At 57.4% G+C, this 22,066-nt stretch carries 19 protein-coding genes; all 19 read left to right on the top strand.

What is annotated here, in order from left to right:
- Positions 1–140: 140 nt before the first annotated feature.
- Positions 141–947, top strand: coding sequence for a xanthine dehydrogenase family protein subunit M (locus VNL17_14160; GenBank protein ID HXI85224.1), 807 nt, complete (start codon positions 141–143; stop codon positions 945–947).
- Positions 944–1,459, top strand: coding sequence for a (2Fe-2S)-binding protein (locus VNL17_14165; GenBank protein ID HXI85225.1), 516 nt, complete (start codon positions 944–946; stop codon positions 1,457–1,459). The genes VNL17_14160 and VNL17_14165 overlap by 4 nt, the downstream gene beginning before the upstream one ends.
- Complete coding sequence (locus VNL17_14170; protein HXI85226.1) at positions 1,456–3,798, top strand: xanthine dehydrogenase family protein molybdopterin-binding subunit; 2,343 nt, start codon at positions 1,456–1,458, stop codon at positions 3,796–3,798. The genes VNL17_14165 and VNL17_14170 overlap by 4 nt, the downstream gene beginning before the upstream one ends.
- 116 nt (positions 3,799–3,914) lie before the next feature.
- The gene (locus VNL17_14175) at positions 3,915–4,430 is read left to right on the top strand and encodes a hypothetical protein (protein ID HXI85227.1); all 516 of its coding nucleotides are present in this window, start codon (positions 3,915–3,917) and stop codon (positions 4,428–4,430) included.
- Positions 4,431–4,572: 142 nt separating this feature from the next.
- Positions 4,573–5,400, top strand: a complete 828-nt coding sequence (locus tag VNL17_14180) for an ABC transporter permease (protein ID HXI85228.1) — start codon at positions 4,573–4,575, stop codon at positions 5,398–5,400.
- 7 nt (positions 5,401–5,407) lie between these two features.
- A complete protein-coding gene (locus tag VNL17_14185; GenBank protein HXI85229.1) occupies positions 5,408–6,709 on the top strand; it encodes an ABC transporter ATP-binding protein in 1,302 nt (433 codons plus the stop codon).
- Positions 6,710–6,735: 26 nt separating this feature from the next.
- A complete protein-coding gene (locus tag VNL17_14190; protein ID HXI85230.1) occupies positions 6,736–7,323 on the top strand; it encodes a methyltransferase domain-containing protein in 588 nt (195 codons plus the stop codon).
- On the top strand, positions 7,296–8,294 hold the full coding sequence (locus tag VNL17_14195; protein ID HXI85231.1) for a phosphoribosyltransferase family protein: 999 nt from the start codon (positions 7,296–7,298) through the stop codon (positions 8,292–8,294). Before VNL17_14190 ends, VNL17_14195 begins: the two co-directional genes overlap by 28 nt.
- Positions 8,295–8,315: 21 nt before the next feature.
- A complete protein-coding gene (locus VNL17_14200; GenBank protein HXI85232.1) occupies positions 8,316–9,587 on the top strand; it encodes a glycosyltransferase in 1,272 nt (423 codons plus the stop codon).
- A gap of 295 nt (positions 9,588–9,882) precedes the next feature.
- A complete protein-coding gene (locus VNL17_14205; GenBank protein HXI85233.1) occupies positions 9,883–11,673 on the top strand; it encodes a right-handed parallel beta-helix repeat-containing protein in 1,791 nt (596 codons plus the stop codon).
- Entirely contained in the window at positions 11,670–12,722 is a 1,053-nt protein-coding gene (locus tag VNL17_14210) for a glycosyltransferase (GenBank protein HXI85234.1), read from the top strand. Before VNL17_14205 ends, VNL17_14210 begins: the two co-directional genes overlap by 4 nt.
- A gap of 44 nt (positions 12,723–12,766) precedes the next feature.
- The gene (locus tag VNL17_14215) at positions 12,767–14,722 is read left to right on the top strand and encodes a class I SAM-dependent methyltransferase (GenBank protein ID HXI85235.1); all 1,956 of its coding nucleotides are present in this window, start codon (positions 12,767–12,769) and stop codon (positions 14,720–14,722) included.
- Between the two features lie 16 nt (positions 14,723–14,738).
- Complete coding sequence (locus tag VNL17_14220; protein ID HXI85236.1) at positions 14,739–15,665, top strand: glycosyltransferase family 2 protein; 927 nt, start codon at positions 14,739–14,741, stop codon at positions 15,663–15,665.
- A 13-nt stretch (positions 15,666–15,678) separates the two neighbouring features.
- A complete protein-coding gene (locus VNL17_14225) occupies positions 15,679–16,629 on the top strand; it encodes an NAD-dependent epimerase/dehydratase family protein (GenBank protein ID HXI85237.1) in 951 nt (316 codons plus the stop codon).
- 27 nt (positions 16,630–16,656) lie between these two features.
- A complete protein-coding gene (locus VNL17_14230) occupies positions 16,657–18,129 on the top strand; it encodes a lipopolysaccharide biosynthesis protein (protein HXI85238.1) in 1,473 nt (490 codons plus the stop codon).
- A gap of 16 nt (positions 18,130–18,145) precedes the next feature.
- Positions 18,146–18,970 carry a methyltransferase domain-containing protein gene (locus VNL17_14235; GenBank protein ID HXI85239.1) on the top strand — a complete coding sequence of 275 codons (825 nt, stop codon included), beginning with the start codon at positions 18,146–18,148 and terminating at the stop codon, positions 18,968–18,970.
- Between the two features lie 10 nt (positions 18,971–18,980).
- Entirely contained in the window at positions 18,981–20,270 is a 1,290-nt protein-coding gene (locus VNL17_14240) for an O-antigen ligase family protein (GenBank protein ID HXI85240.1), read from the top strand.
- A gap of 24 nt (positions 20,271–20,294) precedes the next feature.
- Complete coding sequence (locus VNL17_14245; protein HXI85241.1) at positions 20,295–21,560, top strand: glycosyltransferase family 39 protein; 1,266 nt, start codon at positions 20,295–20,297, stop codon at positions 21,558–21,560.
- A partial coding sequence (locus VNL17_14250; GenBank protein HXI85242.1) for a hypothetical protein occupies positions 21,544–22,066 on the top strand: 523 nt, incomplete at its 3' end. The genes VNL17_14245 and VNL17_14250, both read left to right, overlap by 17 nt.

Consider the following 22,066-nt stretch of genomic DNA (forward strand, 5'->3'; position numbering starts at 1 on the left):
GAATCCGCTACAAGCCCAGAGTGGCTGTCCTTTCCGCACGGTTTGACAGTCCGCCGTAGAAGCTGGGGGAGATACTGATAAATAAGCGTGTCTAACTTTTGACTCTTGCCCGTCAACAAATTCGTTGACATAATGCAGCTGTGTTCTACCAGCCGAAGGACATCCAAAAGGCTCTCGAGCTCAAGGCCGAACTGAAGGAACGGGGCGCTTTCCTCGCCGGGGGCACCGACCTCGTGGTCCTGATGAACCACGGCAAAGCCGCGCCCGAAAACTTCATCGACCTCACGCACATCCCCGATTTGCGCGCAATTCACAAACACAATGGCACGCTGGAACTGGCCGGTAACGTCACGCACGCACAAACCGGCAAACTGCCCATCCGCTGCCTCGCCCAGGCTTCGCTGAGTGTCGGCGGCCCGGGAATTCGCGAACTCGGGACCATCGCTGGCAATCTCGCGACCGCCTCGCCCGCGGGCGACGGCTCCGCCGCCCTGCTTGCGCTCGATGCGGAAGTGGAATTGACCAGCGTGCGCGGATCGCGGCGGCTGCCGCTCGAGAAATTTTTCCTCGGTTACCGTAAGACCGCGCTCGCAGCCGATGAGATGATCACGAAAGTCATTATCCCGACGAACTATCAGACCGATTGGGCCAAAAACGGCAAGCGCGGCGCGATGAACATCTCGATTGTAGCGGCGGCGGTGGCGATCACGCCAAACAAAGAAGTGCGGATCGCGCTGGCGTCCGTCGCGGCGACGCCGATCCGTTGTTTGCAAGCGGAGAAGTTCCTTGCAAAAAACGGCCTGACACCGGAGTCGATTCGCCAGACCGTCCAGACGGTCCGCAGTGAGATCAAACCCATCACCGATCATCGCGCCAGCGCGGATTACAAGGTACATATATCTGGCGTAATGGTGCGGCGGTTGTTGGAGAATTTGGTGAAGGCATGAAGAAACCCGTAAAAGCGAAATCGACCAACAACGGTCTTTGGCCGCTCCGCTTCAAGCTTAACGGCAAAAAGGTATCGACGAAAGTACCACCAACGCGAACCTTATTGGATTTTCTACGGCTGGAACTGGGCCTGACGGGCACCAAGGGCGCCTGTCTCGAAGGCGAATGCGGGAGCTGCTACGTGCTGGTGGACGGCAAGCCAATGAACTCCTGCCTGATGCTCGCGCCACAGGTTCAGGACCGCGAAGTCACGACCATCGAGGGACTCGCGCGAAACAAGAAGCTCGATGTGATTCAGCAAAAGTTTATCGACTGCGGCGCGGTGCAGTGCGGCTATTGCACGCCGGGCCTGATTTTGTCCGCGAAAGCGCTGCTCGCCGAGAACCCGCACCCAACCCGCGAAGAATTCCTGGTCGGCATGGAGGGCAACATCTGCCGCTGCACAGGCTACAATAAGATCCTGCGCGCCTGCGAACAGGCCGCGGATGAAATGGGGCTGAAGAAGAAATGAGCCGGCCGACCGACGACACTCTCGAAGAGAGCGCGGCCCGTCTTCATGTGACGGCCAAAAGCTCCGGCGCGTACGAAACCGGGCCAATGAAGGTCGTTGGCAAATCGGCGCTGCGTCTGGACGCGGTTGGCAAGGCAACGGGCGCGACGAAATACGGACAGGATCTGTTTGACAAGAAGTTTCTCTTCGCAAAGGTCCTGCGGTCCGCCCATCCGCACGCGGAGATTCTTGGGATCGATACGCGCGCAGCGAAGAAATTGCCCGGCGTTGTCGCGGTGCTCACCCACAAGGACGTGCCGGGCACCAACCTCCACGGCTTGATCCGTCGCGACCAGGAAGTGTTGTGCAGCAAGAAAGTCCGCTACCGGGGCGATGCGCTCGCCATTGTCGTCGCCAAAACAGAAGAGATTGCGGTCGCGGCGCTGGAAAAGATCCAGGTGGACTACAAGCCGCTGCCATCCGTGCTCACCATGGAAGACGCGCTCAAGGTTGATGCGCCCAAAATTCACGCCGAGGGAAATGTGCTCGGCGAGAAGCATTTGCGCCGGGGCGATGCGCCAAGGGCCATGCGCGAAGCCGATGTCGTGGTGGAGGACATCATCCAGACACAGACGGTGGATCATGCGTTTCTCGACCTGGAAGCCGGCCGGGCGCGCTTCGACGGGAAAATGCTGACGATCGAGGTATCCGGCCAGTGGTTGCATGAAGAACGGCGCTTGATCGCATTGGCGCTCGGTCTGCCGCTGGAAAAACTGCGAATCATTCAACCAGCCACCGGCGGCGCGTTCGGCGGACGCGAAGATATTTCGATTCAAATCTACCTCGGCGCGGCGGCGTTGAAGCTGAAAGGCAAAATGATCTGCCTCCGCTATTCGCGGAGCGAATCAACCATCGTGCGGCATAAACGGCACCCGATCCGTGTTCATTACAAGCTGGGCGCGAAGAAGGACGGTATCCTTGTCGCCGCACAAATCACGTTTTATGTGGACAAGGGCGCGTACGCCTCGACGGGCATCGCCGTGATGCGCAAGGCGTCGAGCCATGCAACGGGGCCCTACAAGGTTCCAAATGTCTGGGTTGACGTCCTCGGCGTGTTCACGAACAACAACCCGTGTGGCGCCATGCGTGGTTTCGGCGCGGCCCAAACCGCCATCGCATACGAGGGGTTGATGGACCGGCTGGCGGTGAAACTCGACATGGATCCGGCGGAGTTACGCCGAAAGAATTTGGTGAAATCTGGCGACGAGGTCACGACGGGACAGGTTGTGCCGTATGCGACCGCCGTTGAATGCTTCGACGCGGTATTGCAGCGGATTGATTGGAAGAACCGCAGCTACGAGACCTCCGCCCCGCATCTGAAGCGCGGTTACGGCATCAGCATCGTCTGCTTCGGGCTCGGCTACGGCGATGGATTCCCCGATGCGTCGCGCGCGCGCTGCCGGCTCACTCCCGATGGCATCCTGGAGATTTACTCGGGCGCCTGCGATGTCGGGCAGGGGCTTATTAATATGATCGCGCAGATCGCGGCGGAGGAGGTCGGCGTGCCGCTGGAGAAAGTGCGGCCAATCCTTTCGGACACGGCGTTGACACCCGAATCCGGCAGCTCGTCGGCGACACGGCAAACGTATTTCACCGGTTCAGCCGTGCACATCGCGGCATCGGAATTGAAGAAGCAATTGCAGGACATCGCCGCCAGTCACCTCCAGGAACTGGTTTACGAGATCAAGATTGAGAACGGGGCGGCCTTCAACGTCCACCACCCGGAACGGCGCATGACGTTGAAGGAAATCGCGCGCGTGGGAAAGAAGCGCGGCTTTTCGCTGGAAGCGATGGGCGTGTACAAACCGCCGACGATGCCGGAGAACACACAGACCGGCCAGAGCATGCGGGCGTTCGTCACGTACCTTTTCGGGAGCCACGCCTGCCAGTTGCTCGTCGATACGGAAACCGGCGAGGTGAAAATCGAACGCTACATCGCCTGTCACGATGTCGGCAAAGCCATCAATCCCGACCAGGTCATCGGCCAGATTCAGGGCGGCGTCGCGCAGGGCATCGGCATGGCCTTGATGGAAGAAGTCGTAATGAAAGACGGCCGGATCATGAACCCGGGCTTCACGGATTATATTCTGCCGACGATTCGCGATGTGCCCGAGATTGAATGCATCATATTGGAGAATCCCGACCCGGGCGGCCCGTTCGGCGCACGCGGCATCGGCGAACCGCCACTGATCGGAACGGGCCCGGCTATTCTCTCCGCCATTTACGACGCCATCGGTACGCCGATTCGCGAGCTTCCCGCCACCCCGGAGCGCGTCTGGCGCGCTCTTTTGGACCACTAATTCAACGCGGCCGGCGACGGCATGGCCGTTGCTCTAGGATAGCCTGTTTTGCACGCCTTGAAAGCCATTGACAAGATATATTTACTATGTTAAGAATGTTCAGTTTAAATTGAACGATGACTAAAGACTCTCCATCCGCCAACTGGCCAGCCGTGCGCCGCAAGTTTATCGAAGCGGGCGGCAGCACCACGCAATCCTTCGGGCTCGGCCGCATTCTCGGCCAGATTTACGCCCTGCTCTATCTCAGCCCCGCTCCCCTCTGCCTCGACGATATTGTCCGGGAACTTAGCGTCAGCAAAGCCAGCGTCAGCACCACGGTGCGCCAGCTCGAACGCTGGTCCGCCGTCAAGCGCGTCTGGGTCCAGGGTGATCGCAAGGATTACTACGAAGCTGAAACCGATTTCAACGCGGTCCTGCGTCACGGACTGCTCACGACGGTCCGCAAAAAACTCGATACCGCCGGCTCACAAATCAACCACGCGGAGAGTTCCCTCCGCGAGACTCGCGCCAGGGGCAATGGCAAGAGCCACGACGACCTTGCGGTCGTGATGCAGCGCCTCGATCACGCGAAGCAATTTCACAGCAAGATCCAGGGGCTCCTGAACAATCCCCTGCTCGATCATCTGCTGTAAGCCGTAAAGACGGGCAACTCCGTCGGGGAGTTGGAGACGGGACAACGAAGCATGAACCTTCGATGGGTCGAAGGAAGGAAGAACAGGCATTCGCCTCGGGCGACATGCACCTGAATGGCGGCAGCATGTTTTTGAAACGTTGATGAGTTCCCTTTCCACAACAGTCATTTCCGCGGATCGGCAGGAGCGGCTGCGCCAGTTCCTCAAGGACCTTTGGGACTACCGCGAGCTTTTCTATACCTTCCTCCAGCGCGACTTGAAGGTGCGGTACAAGCAAACGGCGCTGGGTGCGATCTGGGTGGTGCTCCAGCCCGTGACGACCACCGCGGCCTACGTGCTGATCTTCGGTAAGATCGCCCGCATGCCCACTGACGGGCTGCCGTTGGTGCTCTTCTATTTCGCGTCGAACGTGCCCTGGAGCGCATTCTCTCGGGAGTTGACTGGCTGCGCCTTGAGCATTGAGGGCAACGCGCAGTTGATCAGCAAAGTGTATTTCCCCCGCATCGTGGTTCCCGGGGCGATTATCTCCGCCTCCCTGGTCGACTTTGCCATCGGCTGGTTCATCTTGAACCTGGTCGCGGCTTGGATGGGTTACTGGCACTGGCAACTGGTGGCGCTGACGCCCCTGCTGCTACTCATTCAATGGTGCACAGCTCTCGGCATCGGCCTGGTTCTCGCAGCCGTAAACGCCCAGTATCGCGACGTCAAGAATGTCATCGGCTTCCTCGTGCAGATCATGATGCTCGCCACGCCGGTGATTTACCCCATTTCCCGACTTCCGCTGGGTGTTCAGCCGTACCTGTTTCTCAACCCAATGGCCGGCGTCGTCACCGCGTACCGCGACTGTCTCAAAGGTGGACCCTTCAATGGCCAGCTCCTCGGTTTGTCACTGCTGATGGGCTTGGTCTATCTCTGCGCGGGTTTCTGGTTCTTCCGCAAACAAGAATCCCGCCTCGCCGACATTCTCTAGGCGCACGATGAGCGACACCGCGATCAAAATCGAAAACCTTGGCAAGCGCTATCGTTACGGGGGCGTGGCCCCCTTGAGCGACAGCCTGCGGGCAGATATCATGGATTGGGCGAAAGGTTTGCTCCGCTTACGAGAGGAGAAAGGGCCGACCGGCGCACCGCATCACGAGTCCTTTCGCCAGATCCAAGCTCATCGCCTGGACGCCGACCCCAACTACTTCTGGGCGCTGCGCGATGTGAATCTTGAAATCAAACAGGGCGAAGTCGTCGGTATCATTGGCCGCAACGGCGCCGGCAAGAGCACGCTGCTGAAAATCCTCTCGCGCATCACCCCGCCCACGACCGGCGCGATCACCTACCACGGCCGCGTCGCCAGCCTCCTCGAAGTCGGCACCGGCTTCCACCGCGAACTGACCGGCCGCGAAAACATCTTCCTGAACGGCTCGATCCTCAGCATGAAACGCGCCGAGATAACGAAGCGATTCGATGAAATCGTCGCCTTCGCCGAAATCGACAAATTCATCGACACCCCCGTAAAATTCTACTCAAGCGGCATGTACGTGCGCCTGGCCTTCGCCGTCGCCGCCCACCTGGAACCCGAAATCCTCATCGTGGACGAAGTCCTGGCCGTCGGCGACGCCGCGTTTCAGAAGAAATGTTTGGGGAAGATGGGTGAGGTGGCTAAAGGGGGACGCACGGTAGTGTTTGTCAGTCACAATATGGCTGCGATTCTGGGCCTGTGCCAGCGGGTCGTCAGCCTGGAGAACGGCATGCTTACGAAGGATGGCCCCACGCAAGATGTGGTGGAATTCTATCTGTCCAAGGACGGCAAGAAGGGACAGAACCAATTGGCGCAACGAAAAGATCGCACCGGGTCGGGCCGACTACAATTTACCAGCGTTCGTTTGTGCACGGAAAGCGGTGAGGTCGATACTGTGAAATCCGGAGAGGATCTAACAGTTGAACTTTACTTTGAAGCACCGGAGCCGATCTTCCCGAGGAGTGCACGGCTGGGAATCTCGCTTGTAACAGCAACAGGTGTCGAACTCGTCTCATTCGACAGCGCAAGCGGGAGCTTTGAACCACAATGCCTGCCTATCAGAGGCGTTTTTCGCTGCCACATCCCGCATTTTCCATTGGTTCGCGGTACATATCAAGGGTGGCTTTATGCAGCGATCAATGGCGAAGCGGCTGACCGCGTAGAAGACGCATTCAGCATCAGGGTAATCAGTGGAGAATACCCGAAGATGGGATATCTCGCACTCGACCACCAGTGGAGAGTCGCTGACAACCCCTCATCAGTCCCCTAAGGCTGTGCGGTTACGTCGAACTCATCATGAAACACATTCTGGTATTCGTCCGGCTGATGCTCACCGGCCATCCGAAACGCGCGGTGCGCCATTTGCAGTCATTGTATTACATGCGAACAACTGGCGACTCTCTGCGGTTGCATATTGGCTGCGGAAGCCGAAGGCTTCCCGGCTTTGTGAATATCGACCGCAATTCCAGCGCGGCCACAGACTATGTTGCGGATGCAGGGCACCTTCCTTGCCGTGAGAATTCCGTGGAACGGATTGAGAATTATCACGTCATTGAACACATTCCCTATCCAGCCGTTAGAGGAGTTCTAATGGAATGGTTCCGCGTTCTAATTCCAGGAGGGACCCTTGTCATCGAATGTCCTGATTTTGACCGGGCGTCTCGCGAGTATCTTGATGGAAACGAAGAGCGCCTGTATAGCATTTACGGACGCCAACGTTTTCCAGGAGATGCACACCATTGGGGTTATACCGCAGCAAGACTCAAGACGTTGCTCGAGTCTGTCGGTTTTTCAGACATGGAAGCGCAACCTCCACAAGATTATCATAAAGAGAATGAGCCTTGCCTCCGTATTGAGTGCCGGAAGTCGATTACCAAGCCATGAACTACCGCAGCATCGCCTCTCTCAATCGCCAGATCATCCGATGGATGAGCGGCCTTCCTCGTGACATCACAGTAGTTGTTGGGATCCCCCGAAGTGGTCTTCTGGCTGCCAACATCTTGGCACTTCACCGAAATATCCCATTAACGGACGTAGACCGCCTCATCGAAGGAAAGTTGATACAAACTGGTGAGCGTTATGGGGGTGTCCGCGCAGATTCGCTACTCTCAGCCCGGCAGACTGTACTGGTCCTTGACGATAGCATTGCCACCGGCAAACAGATGAACCTGGTAAAGGCGAAGATCAGCGCCGCCAAGCTCCCGCATACCATTTACTATGGGGCCGTGTATGCCATGCCCGGGTCAAGACGGCTTGTTGATTTCTTTGCTGAGATTGTCCCAAGTCCGCGTGTGTTCGAATGGAATGTCATGCATTCCGGCACGCTCCCCGACTGTTGCGTAGATATTGACGGCGTCTTATGCGTAGACCCGACCAAGGAAGAAAATGACGATGGGAAGAACTACGAGAATTTCCTTCGCAACGCGGCGCCGTTAATCATCCCAACCAAACGGATTACTGCCCTCGTGACGTGCCGTCTTGAAAAGTACCGCGCCCTGACAGAAGCATGGCTTACCAAGTACCGGGTACAATATGACAAATTGTACATGCTAAACCTTCCCACGAAAGAGGCCCGCGTAGCCGCGAACGCTCATGCAAAGTTCAAAGCCGTCATTTACAAAGACCTCCGCGCGCCACTGTTCATTGAAAGCTCGCTGACACAGGCTGTTGATATTGCGCGGTTTTCCGGGAAAGAGGTCCTGTGTATCGAGACAGGCGAAATGGTAACCCCCAAGAAGGCAGATGCCATTCTACAGGCCACCCTGGATTTACCCAAGAGGTTGAGGAGAAAACTCCCAAAGTCGTTCCGAACCAATGTTAAGGCTTGGTTGGGAAGTGCAAAACACAGCCGGTGACCCGCTCCTTCTTTCGATCACATGGAACCACATCGTCTACTGATTATCAGCAAGTACTACCCCAAGTACTTGAAGACTTTTTATGACAAGCGTCCGGAATTGGCTGCGGAGCCTTATGCTATTCAGCACACCGCCCTCATGGGAGACTGTTTTCGTTGGGCGGATTTCATTTCGCAGGAGTTACACCGTCTCGGCCACGAAGCTACGGATGTTGTCGCCAATGCGGAACCAATGCAGAAGGCGTGGGCCCGTGAAAATGGTATCGGCGATGGTGATGAACCATGGATACTTCCCATCCTATTTGCCCAAATTCGTAGCATTCGCCCGGACGTTTTGCTTGTGGGTGAATGGCACCCGGAATTCGGGCCTGACTTCGTCAAGCACTGTCGCAACATCTGCCCAGCGATCAAGCTGGTCATTGGCTGGTGCGGGGAGGCGCATCCTGATGCCGCATATTTCCGAGAGCATGACTTGGCGTTAAGCTGCGCTCCCGACACGGTTGAGGACTTGGACCGTCAAGGCATCCGGGCCGTGCATTTGAATCATGCGTTCGAGCCTCGCATCCTGGGTCGCCTGCAGAACCGATCAAACATATCACGCCCGGGAGCCGAAATTGGTTTCATCGGACAAGTTGAGCACGGAGAGGCATTCCACAATCGGCGAGCCATTCTCCTCGACGCTCTCGCTACCAGGCTGAGCATCGAGCTGTATGGTGATGTCGCCGAAGTTAGGTCGTTCCCCGTTGCCCCCGGCATGAAGAGGAAACGCGAGCTTTACTTCAATTTACTGGAACATCTTGATCGCACAGGCATGAAATTCGTGATGCCCTATCTTCCCAAGCACCAAGCCTATTTGGAGAATCAGAATCACGAGAAGCTGCGCCAGGTGTTCGCGCGTCTACACCAGATGGCAAAGCCCCCGGTATTTGGACTGGAGATGTTTGGCTTGCTGGCTCAGTTGAAAGTGAGCTTGAACGCCCACGGCCCATCTCGGTATGCGTCAAACATGCGGCTTTACGAAGCAACCGGTGTGGGCGCATGTCTGCTAACGGATCTGAAGCCCAACCTTCACACAATATTCGAGCCCGACACCGAAGTGGTAACATACAACTCAACAGAGGAATGCATCGAGAAAGCGCAATACCTGCTCGACCACGAATCAAAACGGAGGGAAATTGGCGCGAATGGGCAGAGAAGGACATTGCGCGACCACACCTTCACTCAGCGTGCCGGCCAGTTGCACGAGATTATCTCACAGGCCCTTCGTAGACACCCGATCACCGCCACTGCATAGCCCTTTTGCTGGAACGAACCTGGTGGGAGTGGAATATAGAATGGATTCACACGCATATCGAATTGTTCGAGGATATCGAACAGCGGCGCGCCGGTATTCGCTGGCAACAACGAAACGTTGCACTGTAGCTTTCCTCTGCTGGGTTGCGACAGCCACGGGGTCAGAATTCCACGTCTCCCCATCCGGGTGCGATACAAACCTTGGCACTCTGGACAAGCCTTTCGCCACATTGGAACGCGCTCGCGATGCGATTCGCCAACTGAAAAAGTCCTCCGACCCTCCCCCCGGAGCTTTTATGGTGCAAATCCATGGTGGCGTCTATTCGCTCACCAATTCATTCGCTCTTGCCCGTGAGGACTCCGGCACCCGGGAGTCTCCCATCGTTTACTGCGGGTTTGGCAGCGAACAGGCGAAGTTCATCGGCGGAAAGGAATTGACCGGTTTCAAACCGGTGCAGAGTCCCTCCATTCTTCAACTCCTCCCACCTCCGGCCCGAACGAATGTGCTGCAGGTCGAATTACCGGCACTTGGCATAACTGATTATGGAGAATTACCATTTGATTCGTTCGAATTGTTCTTCAATGACAAACCAATGACGTTGGCGCGCTGGCCAAATGACGGATGGACGCAAATCGCCGCCATACCAGCGGGTGAGAAAGGCCCCACTATCCAATACGCCAATGATCGGATCAGTGTGTGGGCTCGACCGGCGGAAGTTTGGATGCATGGTTATTGGGGCCGGGACTGGGCCGATCAGTACCTCCATGTTCGGTCGATTGACCCGGAGAAACGGTTGATCACCATTGCCAACCCACAGAGTCAATACGGTTACCATGTGGGAGCGCGTTATTATGCACTGAACGTGCTGGAAGAATTGGACGAGCCTGGCGAATGGTATCTGGATCGCAAAACGGGGATTCTATATTTCTGGCCGCCATCAACTGCCTTACAAGGTAAGGCGATCGGGTCCGTCCTGAAGGAACCACTGTTCCTCCTTCGCAACACTTCATTCGTGACCATTTCCAACCTCACGTTCTCCTGTGCACGCGGACCGGCCGTGCAAGTGATTGGCGGATTTCGCAGCCTCGTGGCGCGTTGTCGGTTCCAAAATCTGGGTGGGGTCGCCGTCGCCTTGGGCAATGCTGCAAGAAATACTTGGGGACTCCTCTACAGCTCATCGACATACGACGGCAATTGCGGGTCCAACAATGGAATTGAAGACTGTGACATCTTCGACACTGGTGCCGGCGCCCTGATCATCGGCGGTGGCAACCGTCTAACGCTCACACCCGGGAATAACTTTGCCAGTCGCAACATCATTGCTCGCTTTAATCGAATCAAGAGAACCATGTCCCCCGGGATCCATGTGTTTGGGGTCGGCAACCGGGTGGATCACAACCTGATCTATGAAGCTCCGAACGCCGCGATTTTTCTCAGTGGAAACGACCATGAGATTGAGTTTAATGAAATCCACGACGTTTGCCTGGAAACCAGCGACGCCGGCGCCATCTACATGGGCCGCAATCTGTCAGAGCGCGGCAATATCTTTCGTCACAATCTTCTGCACGATATCCCGCAAGTGGGCATCTTCCTTGACGATTTCGCGGGTGGCGCAACTGTGTTCGGGAACATCTTCGACAAAGTGAATACGGGCGTCCAGGTTTCTTCGGGTAGCGCCAATCATGTCGAGGGTAATTTGTTCACCTCCTGCAACCGGGCTGTCGGGTTCCTGGACCCGGTCATCAACATGGAAATTCTCACGCGGCGGCTCGAAGAAGTCCACGCAACCCGACCACCCTATACCGCCCGCTATCCCGAACTTCGCAGGTACACATATGATGATTTAATTCGAGCCCGAGGGACCAAATTCACACACAATGTCGTTGTCGGAGGTACGGCGTTTACACTCGACTGTTCCTTTGCCCGTCAGCTTGATCTATGTAACAACCTGACAAATCTCGCATCGGCATCGGTAGGATCCACCAACAATTACACTATTCCACAGCAGGCAGAGAGTCTGGGTTGGAATGGACAATTGGACGTACCCGTGGCCCAAATTGGGCCAGGCCGCAAGCCACCACCGTGAATCAGCCCCTCGTTTCCATCTGCCTGCCCAATTTGAACACTCGCCCATTCCTGGAAGAGCGCCTGGAAACGATCCTGGCGCAAACTTTCACGGATTGGGAACTCATCGTTTGCGACAGCCATTCGGACGATGGCTCCTGGGAGTTCTTTCAGAAGTTTGCCGGTGATCCTCGGGTTCGACTGCATCAGGTATCCCGCGAGGGCATCTACGCCGGTTGGAATGAATGCCTGAAGCGCGCCCGGGGACGTTATCTCTACATCGCGACGAGCGACGACACCGCCCAGCCCCAACTTCTCGAACGATTGCTGGCTCCATTGGCAAGCAATCCGAATATCCGCATCGCCGTGTGTGATTACCAGGTAATCGACGCTGAAAGCCGGCCCATTGAACCACTGGCGCAAGACAAACCACGTCTCTTTCTCGGCGAATGGATGAATCGACCATGCCTGCGGCCACGCCTCACGGAATTCGTCCTGCACTGCTGTTTCGGGACCATTTGGGGAACCATGACCGCCGTGCTCTTCCAGCATTCGCTCCTGAAACAAGCGGGCCTGTTCCGCACGGACCGCGGCTCGGCGGCGGACATCGAGTGGACACTGCGCGCAACGCTCGCCAGCGATGTGGCCTTCGTACCCGAACGTCTGGCTACATGGCGAATGCGTCCCAACCAGGCCACAAAACACGGAAGTCTTTCGTGGCGGTTCCTGCGCACCATGCTGGCTTGTTTCGACTCCGTGCTGCACGATCCGAACGCGGAGCTTCCTCAAGAGTGGCAGAACATCCCCCATTGGGACCGGGAACTCACAAAAATCTGGCGGCTTGAATACCTCGACAGTTTCCACCTCGACCGCCGCGCCGCGCGAGAGAATCCGGTGCAGTTTCTCACAAACTGCTTGGAGGCACTTCGTCTCAAGCCCGATTTCGTCCTTTCGCAACTGGCACGCGGCTTTGCCTGGCGCAAGGAGTTCAGCCCGGACCGCATCGCCCGCGCGCAGGAGTTGATCGATTTATTTCAAGTTCCGTGGCCGCCCCAGGAAGCGACATGGTAAAGAGCCCTCGGTGATAGCGATGGCCCGGGTATCAGAGTGAACCGATGAGAGTAGTCTTTTGCTCCAAATACATTCCGAAGACTGGGGATGGCGCCAGCGCCTATCTGCTGGCAATGATTGATTATCTTCGGCAAGCCGGTATCGAAGTGGAATGGATATGTACCAATGACTCGCCGAGCGGTGGGCGGACCCCTTGGCATGTAATTGGTCCCCGGTTCTATGGGCTGGTGCACCTCAGTGTTTGGCGAAATATCCAGATTGGACGCCTCTGTGTCCGCCCCCTGCCTTTATACGATTGGTTTTATTCGGTGGCCGCTCTGATCGCCCGCTTTATCTATCGGAGCATTGGTAGAACCCACGTACTGAATCGAAACAACGGTTCCCGCGTCCGGGAAAAGAACGTGACGCGTCGGTCACCTTTGTCATCGGTGCAGGGGACGGACTTTGCAGCCCGGAAGTTGCAAGCCAATCCGCCGGATGCTCTGCTGGCGAACTATATTTGGGCAGCGGACGTTCTGGATGCCGCAGGTCCGGAGACGTTGAAGCTCATCATCACCCACGACGTGCAGCATGAGCGGACCGCTTCCTTCAAAGAATTCGGCCTGGACTCGCAAATTGAAACCTGGGACGCGGGAACCGAGGCGCGCCTCCTTAAGAAGGCACAGGTCCTGGTGGCGATCCAAGAGGAAGAGGCCGTCTCCTTAAAAAGGCTGGCTCCTGCTTGCGAGGTAATCACGGTTCCTCTTCCGGTTGTGCCGCAGGACTGCCGCACACCGCAGGTGCCAGGGCGTTGTCTCTTCGTCGGCAGTGACCAATTGCACAATGTACACGGGCTCTATTGGTTTCTGGGGGAAGTCTGGCCGCGGATCCTGGAAACTGTGCCCCAAGCCACCTTGCACGTGTGCGGATCCATCTGCTCCGTCTTCTCTGATTCGTCCAGTCAGTTCCCGAATGTTCGGTTTGTCGGGCGGGTCACGGATGTGGAACCGGAATATGCGGCGGCTGAAGTCTGCGTCGTCCCCAGCCTCGTCGGCAGCGGGTTAAAGATCAAACTCGTGGAAGCGCTTTCTTATGGACGCGCCTGCGTCACAACCCGCATCGGGTTGCAGGGCCTGATGGAGTTGGAGAACAAAGCTGTCCGACTCGCCAACACCCCCGAGCTGTTTGCGGTGGCCGTCGGTGAGTTGTTGACGCGCCCGGAGACGCGACACGACATGGAGCAGGCCGCGCGAGCCTTCGTCGCGGACCGTCTTTCGCCACAAGCGATTTGTCAGCCCCTCGTGGACCGCATCCGGCAACACGCCGCGATGGTGCAAGTGGCCCGCTCCCGCAAGGAAACACCTCCGCCAACTCCCTGGTTCCACTTCAAAGCAAGGGCGAAAAAGCTCCTGGCCCTAACGACACCGGTGGGACGCCTCTCCTACAAAATGGGTCACCATTTGGAGACCGGGGGTCTACCTGACTGTGGCGTTCCCGAGCCGGCTGGCAGGTTTCTCTTTTCGATTGCTGGAACAACACGAGGGAACGGCGACATTGTGGAGATCGGCTCGTGCTTTGGTCGCTCCACTATTTACCTCGCCAAGGGGGCCCGGCATGCCGACCACGGTACTGTGTGGGCGGTGGACCCGCATACGGGCGACATCGCTTGGGACCTGGGCCGCATCTCCACCTATGAGGTCTTTCTACGAAACATCCGCAAATTCGGGGTGGAGAATCGCGTAAAGCCGCTCAAGATGACCTCCAAAGAAGCCGCTCAGGCCTGGAATGGCGCTCCGATTCGGATTTTGTTCATCGACGGCTGGCACAGCTACGAAGCGGTCACCGAAGACATCCTGCTCTGGTTCCCGCACGTGATCTCCGGCGGCCTGATCGTTTTCGACGATTATCCCAACCCGGAGTTTCCCGGTGTCCGACAAGCAGTGGACGAACAAATGCTGAAACTACCCGTCGAAAGGCCTATCCGCATCGCGACGACACTGGCTTGGACGAGAAAACTCTAACGCGGCAGCGAGTACTGTGAATAACCGGGACGCAAAACAATCGATCACCGTCGTGGTCCCCTGCTACAATTACGCCCGGTTCATTCGGGAAGCGGTGGACAGCGCCCTCGCGCAGACTGTTCCGCCACTGGAAGTCATTGTCGTTGACGACGGCTCGACGGACCAGACCCCGGAAGTGATGGCCGCGTACGCATCCGATCCGCGTGTGCGTTATTTGCGCCAGGAAAACCGTGGCCTTTCCGCGGCGCGCAACGCCGGCATCCTTGCTGCCCGCGGCGAATTCATCGCGTTGCTGGACGCCGATGATCGCTGGAAGCCGGAGAAATTGTCGCGGCAGTTGGTCGAGTTCACGGAGGAGTCAGTGGGCCTGGTCTATTGTGGCCGTGAAGTCTTCGATGAACATGGCACCCAGAACCTGGACCCGGCCGATGAATCCAAATGCAAACGCGCATTGGAGTGGCTTACCGTCGCCACCTTGTTCTGTCCGTCCTCGGTGATCCTGCGCCGGTGCTGCTTTCTGGAACAAGGCGGATTTGACGAATCCCTGCGGAAAGTGGAAGACCGCGAAATGTGGATCCGACTCGCGAAACACTGGCGCTTCCGCTGCGTCCCCGACTGCCTCGTGGAATGGCGGCTACATGGGAGCGCCCTCAACATGCAGACCAACGGTATGGAAGATGCCTTCCGCGAAACCTTGCGTCGCGCTTTTGCCGACGGTCCGCTGCGACGACGGTGGTTGCTCCGGGCCAAAGCCCAAGCCTTCATGCACTTTGACTTTTCGTGGGTCTACCACATGGCGCGTAAGCACCGCGAGGCCTGGCTTCATACCCTGCTGGCGGTGGTACTCTATCCCCTCCCCGATTGGGGGGGGCAACTCTTTCAGCATCGCTTCGCCCGCTGGCGGCGACTGTTGCGCTACACGTTCACACCCAACACACCCTAAGGAGAACCAAGACATGAAAATCCTGATGACCGGCGCCGCCGGGTTCATTGCCTCAAACGTTGCTGACGAATACATCAAGCAGGGCCACGAGGTCGCCGTGCTCGACAACCTGAGCACCGGCTTCCGTCACAACCTAAACCCCAAGGCGCGCTTCTACGAAGTGGACATTCGCGATGCCGCTGGCGTGGACCGGGTCTTCGACGAGTTCAAACCCGAGGTCGTCAGCCATCACGCCGCGCAGATGGATGTTCGCAAGTCCACGCGGGACCCGGTTTTCGACGCGCAATGTAACATCCTCGGGAGCCTCAACCTGATTCTGGCCACCGTCCGGACGGGCGTGAAACGCTTCGTCTACATCTCCACAGGCGGCGCCGTGTACGGCGATGTCCCGAAGAAGGACCTGCCCGCGGACGAGAGCTACCCCGTTAACCCCATCAGCCAATATGGCATCAGCAAGCACACCGTGGAACACTACCTCTACCTGTACAACCGCCTCAACAGCCTCTCCTACATCGTGCTGCGGTATCCGAACGTCTTTGGTCCGCGGCAGACCCCGCATGGTGAGGCGGGCGTCGTGGCGATTTTCAGTGGCCTGCTGCTGGATGGTAAACCGTGCACGATTTTCGGCGACGGCAGCAAGACACGCGACTACGTGTTTGTCGGCGATATCGTGCACGCCAATGTGCTGGCGCTCCAAACGGACTTCTGCGGCATCGTCAACATCGGTAGTGGCATCGGCACCAGTGATCGACAGGTTTATGACGCCGTCGCCGCAGCTGTCGGGACCACAGTGCCGCCTTCCTACACCGCAGTGCGTCCCGGAGAGGTGGAGCACATCTATCTCAATGCGGCGCGCGCGTCCAGGATTCTTGGCTGGAAACAAGAGGTCCTGTTCCCGGAAGGGGTCCGCCGCACCGTCGAATATATCCGCACCGTCGAGCGGCAACGCGCCGCGAAGTCCTAACCCGTTCTCTGTTGGCGCAGATTGCTGATGCAAGACCAGGCACTGAAAGACAAGGCCGTCCGCGGGGTCATTTGGTATGGCGGGTCACGTGCGATCATCCAGCTGCTGAGTTGGGTGTTGACCATCGCCGTGGCGCGAGTGCTGGTGCCGGAGGATTACGGATTGTTTGGCATGTGCAGCGTGTACACGGGACTGGTGGATTTTCTCAATGAACTCGGCTTCGGCGCGGCGATCGTCCAACGCAAGGAAGTCAGCGAGGATGATCTGCACACGTTGTTTTGGTTCGGCGTGGTTGTGAGCCTTCTGATCTATGGCCTCACGTATCTCGTGGCACCGCTCGTGGCGGTATTCTACCGGCATGAACAGGTGACGCCGGTGCTGCGGGCGCTGGGGCTGGTTTTTATTCTCACGAACCTGCGACTGGTGCCGTGGAACCTGCTGACACGCGCGGTGGATTTCAAGAGGCGTTCGATCCTCGAGGTCGTTGGCAACATGCTCGGTGTGGTGTCAACGTTCCTGTTGGCGCGCGCCGGCTGGGGCGTCTGGTCGCTGGTGCTGGGCGTGCTGATCCGCGAAGCGGTCTTGTGCGTCCTGGTGTTCGCCCAATCACACTGGCGACCACGATTCAAATTTGCCTGGGTCAACCTCCGCGAACTGTCATCATTCAGCCTCAATTTATCCGCCGCGCGGATCGCCTGGTATTTGTATGACAATTCTGATCGCCTGATTATCGGGCGTTATCTCGGTGACCAAACGCTGGGCTACTACACGCTGGCCACGCGGCTAACAACCGAGTTGAGCGGACGCGTACTCTCGATTATCAATCAGGTCGCGTTTCCCGTCTACTCCCGACTGCAAGATGACCATGACCGACTGAAGAGTTACTTCCTCACGTCCGTGCAACTGGCGTGCCTGGTAATCGTCCCGGTACTGGCCGGCCTGTCGCTGGTAAGTGGGGACGTCATTCCGTTATTGTTGAAGCCCAAATGGGCGCCGATGATCCCAGCGCTGAACATCATGTGCTGGGCGGCCATGATCATGATGATCAATTCACTTTCGGGTCCTTTGCTCCTCGCGAAAGGAAAAACCGGGCTCCTCTTGAAGTTCAATCTCCTCAATCTGGCAGTCATGCCGCCTGTGTTCTATTTTGCGGCGCGCTCCGGCTTGCAGGCAATTTGTCTCGTGTGGCTGCTGGTGTTCCCCGTGCTCGCTCTCGTTTGGATTGCCGCCGTCAAACGTTGTGTCGTGTTTCACTGGTCGGAACTGGGAGAGGCCTTGCGGCCGGCATTCGTGTCCACTGCGGTAATGGTGCTCACTGTTTTCCTGCCCCAGATCACCATCCTCAAAAGCCTGGGACCTGTCCCGCGAACAGCCATCGAGACGGTGCTTGGGATCGGCGGTTACGTCGCCTGCCTCCTGTTGCTGTTCCCCCAACCGCTGCAAAACATCCTGCAATTTGTGCGGCGAAGAAAATCTGAAGTGACTGCCGTGATTGCCTAATCACCAGGACCAAACGATGCGAAACGTCACCGAAGCGGAAGCCCGAGCGTATCTGACGGAGTTCGATCCGCCTCCCACGGACTTTGTAAACATGCATCTGCCACGGTACGCAGCGACCCTGAACCTGCTGCCGGATGGCACGGGCAAACTCCTGGAGCTGGGTTGCGACAATCATTTTACATTGTTGCTCGAGCAATTTACGCATTACGAGGTACGGACACAGAACCTGCCGGACGCCGGCACCGGCTATAGCGGGATCACGCAGTTTACCCACAAGCCCACCGGCCGACGGATCGAGTTTCAGCGCGACCTGTTCGACCTTGAGCAAAGCGCATATCCCTATCCTGACAATACGTTCGATGCCGTCGTCTGCACGGAGATCCTCGAGCACCTCTTGCACGACCCCATGGCGATGTTGACGGAGATACACCGCATTCTGAAACCAAATGGAGCTTTGATTCTCACCACGCCGAACATTATTTCCTGGCACGCGTTGTTGAAGGGCCTCCGTGGGATCACTCCCTATGAGGGATCGTATTTCTGGCGTCAGCACAAACCGCCCATGCTGCAACATGCCAAGGAGTTCATGCCCCATGAGGTAAAACTGATGCTCGACGGTGCCGGATTCAGTGTGGAGAAATTCTACACACCGCACGTTTTCTTCAAACATGAGCGCTACAAGCTGGCCGACCTTCTACTCCTCACCCTTATCCATCTTTGGTTTCCGCTCACCGGGCGTCATCCGCGCCAACTGCGCCACCGCGGAGCGCACATTTTCGTCGTTGCCAGGAAAACCGGCACGTTGCGTGACCGATATCCCAGCGAAATCTACATGGAATAAAGGGGTAGCCTTGGGATTCCTCATTATTTATGTGCTCGTGTTGCTGGTGCGACCACAGGAATGGTACGAGCCGGTCCGCGGCTTCGAATTGGTCAACGTCGCTGCCATCCTGACCATCTTCGCGGCCTTCATCAGCCCCTCGCCCGACCAAAGATTGACCGGGACGGTCTGGCGCAACAAGCATGGGCGCCTAATGTGGGGCTTGCTACTGGGCGTCGTGCTTTCGCAACTCGTGTATGGACGGGTCCATGGCGCAGTCGACGCGTTTTCGGAATTCGGCAAGTGCTGTGTGTTGCTGTTCATGACGATGACGCTGGTGGACAATCCCAAGCGCTTGCGCCGGATGATGTGGGTGATCGTGATCAGCGCGGCGATCTTTTGCATCCACGGTGTCATGCAAATAAAAACCGGCTACGGCTTTGCGAACGTCGAGCCTTTTGGATCATTCTTTGATGGAGACTTCCGCGTCCAGGGCACCGGAATGTTCCAGGATCCCAACGACTTTGCGATGTTGTACGTCGTGGCCATTCCTTTCGTCTTCACGTTCCTGCAAACCGATACGATGATACTGGCAAAGTTCTTTGTGGCTGCTTCGTTCCCCGCGATGCTATACGTACTGTACTACACGCAGTCGCGCGGCGGCGTCGTGGGACTGGGCGCCATGTCGCTGGCCTACGTGTGGTTCTCAACTCGGACCGCCATCCTGCGCGTCCTGGTGATCAGCGCCGTGCTCGGTGTGGTCGTGGCGTTCGGCCCGGCGCGCGCTCGGGAATCGGTTTATGAAGGTTCCGCCGGCGGACGCATCATGCAGTGGGGCTACGGGAACCAGTTCCTCAAGCAGAATCCGCTGTTCGGCATCGGTTACGGGCGCTGGCTCGATTACTCGGAACAAGTTGCCCATAATTCGTTCGTCACTTGCTACGGCGAACTGGGATTGTTCGGCTATTCGTTCTGGTTCAGTCTCCTGTGGCTGGTGTTGCGGTCTGTTCATAAGATTGTGCGCCTGGAACCGGTGGATCGCGGCACACGGCGGCTGGCCATCGGATTGTTCTCCGCTTTGGCGGGATTCTATGCCTCCGCATTCTTCCTCACGAGGACCTACAATCCATTTCTCTATCTGATGTTGGGGTTGGGCATCGGTATCATTCGCTACGTTGATCGCCAGCCCTACTGTCCGGCGGGCTATCTGGATATCACCAACCGCGACATCGTCCGGTCCGTCCTGATGGCGGTCGCGAGCATCCCGGTGATCTGGGTCCTGGTACGGTTGTATTGGGCGGCGGGCGGCGCCGGTGCCTAGTCGGCAGGCCGGCAAATAATCAAAATGACTTCCCAATTCTCGACTCGAGGGTGGCTGATCGTGCTTGTTTGTGCGGCTTTGCTTCTCCGCCTGGGGCTCGCGGTGAAGACCGGCTTGAACACGCCGCCGACCAAACTTGGATCGGATGAGGATGAATATGACACCTGCGCCTGGAACCTGGCACAAGGAAAGGGCTATCGCGGTCCCAGCCCGGGTTTTGGACGGGATAACCTTACCGCCTATCGAGTACCGGGAACGTCGTTGATTTGGGCGGGACTATACAAGGTCTTTGGCCGCCGGTACGGCGTCATCCGTCTTTTCGATTGTCTGGTGGGCGTGCTGACGGTCCTGATAATTTACAGCATCGGCAAACACGCGTTTTCAGAGAGAATCGGCTTGTTCGCATCAGCGATATATTCCCTGTGGCCAATGGCGATCTTCTACTCGGCACAGTTGCTCTCTGAGACCCTGGCAACATTTTGGTTTCTGGCGTATGTGGCCGCCAGTCTTTGGTTCGCGGAGAGACCCACGCTGAATCGTGCCGGCGTAGCAGGATTGCTGTTGGGACTTGCGATGCTCACCAAAGGCGGCTTCGTTATCATGATTCCCTTTGCGGTCGTTTGGGCCGTTTGGCAGTTTTGGGCCAGGAGACCCGCGATCTTCCTTGCCTTGGCGATTCCGTTGATCTCACTGCTGACCTTGACTCCGTGGATCGTCCGCAATTACCGGGTCTTCGGCGAGTTCATCCCGTTGGCCACCGAAGGCGGCGACACGTTGCTGGGTGGCAACAATTCCGTGGTCGCTTACAATCCGGAATACTATGGACACCAAATCTTCCCCACGCTGATTCCCGAGTATCGCGATGCTTTCGTTTCGTGCTCCACCGAGGTCGAACGGGATCATCTGGCGGTCAACCTGGCCGTCCGCTGGCTCAAGGATCACCCCGACCGGTGGTGTTACCTGATCCAGGCGAAACTGCGCCGGTCAATGACGCCGTTCCTGCACGGGAGCAATTCGACGTTCGCTCGAGTTACCATGCTGGCAACCTGGGGACCGGTACTGGTCCTGTTCTTGCCCGCTTTCTTCCTGACTCTGGTCCCTTTCGTCCGCAACCGCCAGCCGGGATGGCTGCTTCATCTGGCGATACTGCACCTTGAGGCAACCTGCGTGGTTTTTTCCGGTATTGTCCGTTTTCGTTTTCCTATCGAGGGACTGTGCATCATTTTTGCCTGTGTCAGCGCGCTTTGGTTGTGGGACAGACTGCGAGGGGTACATGTTGTCAACGCTTGAAAAGCTCGCCGAACAGCTGAAACCACATCTCTATTTGTGGGTCGCGCTGACGGTCGCCATCCCGCGTCTCGTCTTCCTGGCGGTTCAGCCCGAGCGAAGTTTGTCGGGGAACGCGCCGGCGATGCTGGCCATCGCGGACAATTTACTGGCGGGCGAAGGATTTCGGGACGATAGCGGTGCACCGGATGGTCATTTCAGTCCCGTGTATGTGGGACTGTTGGCCGCCAGTCGCGCTGTGACCCGCCACTCGTTGGTCCTCGTCAAACTGGCGCACATTGTCTTCGATATTCTGACGGCGGTGCTTCTCGCGACTTTGCTTGCCCGTTTGGTGCCAACCGTGGTGATCGTGCTCTTTGCCCTGGCGTATGCGTTTCATCCATTGGCGCTCTACTACGCGAACAATATTAATGAGGAATGCCTGCTGACCCTGACAGTGACCATCAGTTTCGTCGCAGTCTATCGCGCCTTCGAAAAACCCTCGCCGAATCGCTTGATCCTCGCGGGCA

This window comes from Verrucomicrobiia bacterium (assembly GCA_035577545.1).
In the GTDB taxonomy this organism is placed as follows: domain Bacteria; phylum Verrucomicrobiota; class Verrucomicrobiia; order Palsa-1439; family Palsa-1439; genus Palsa-1439.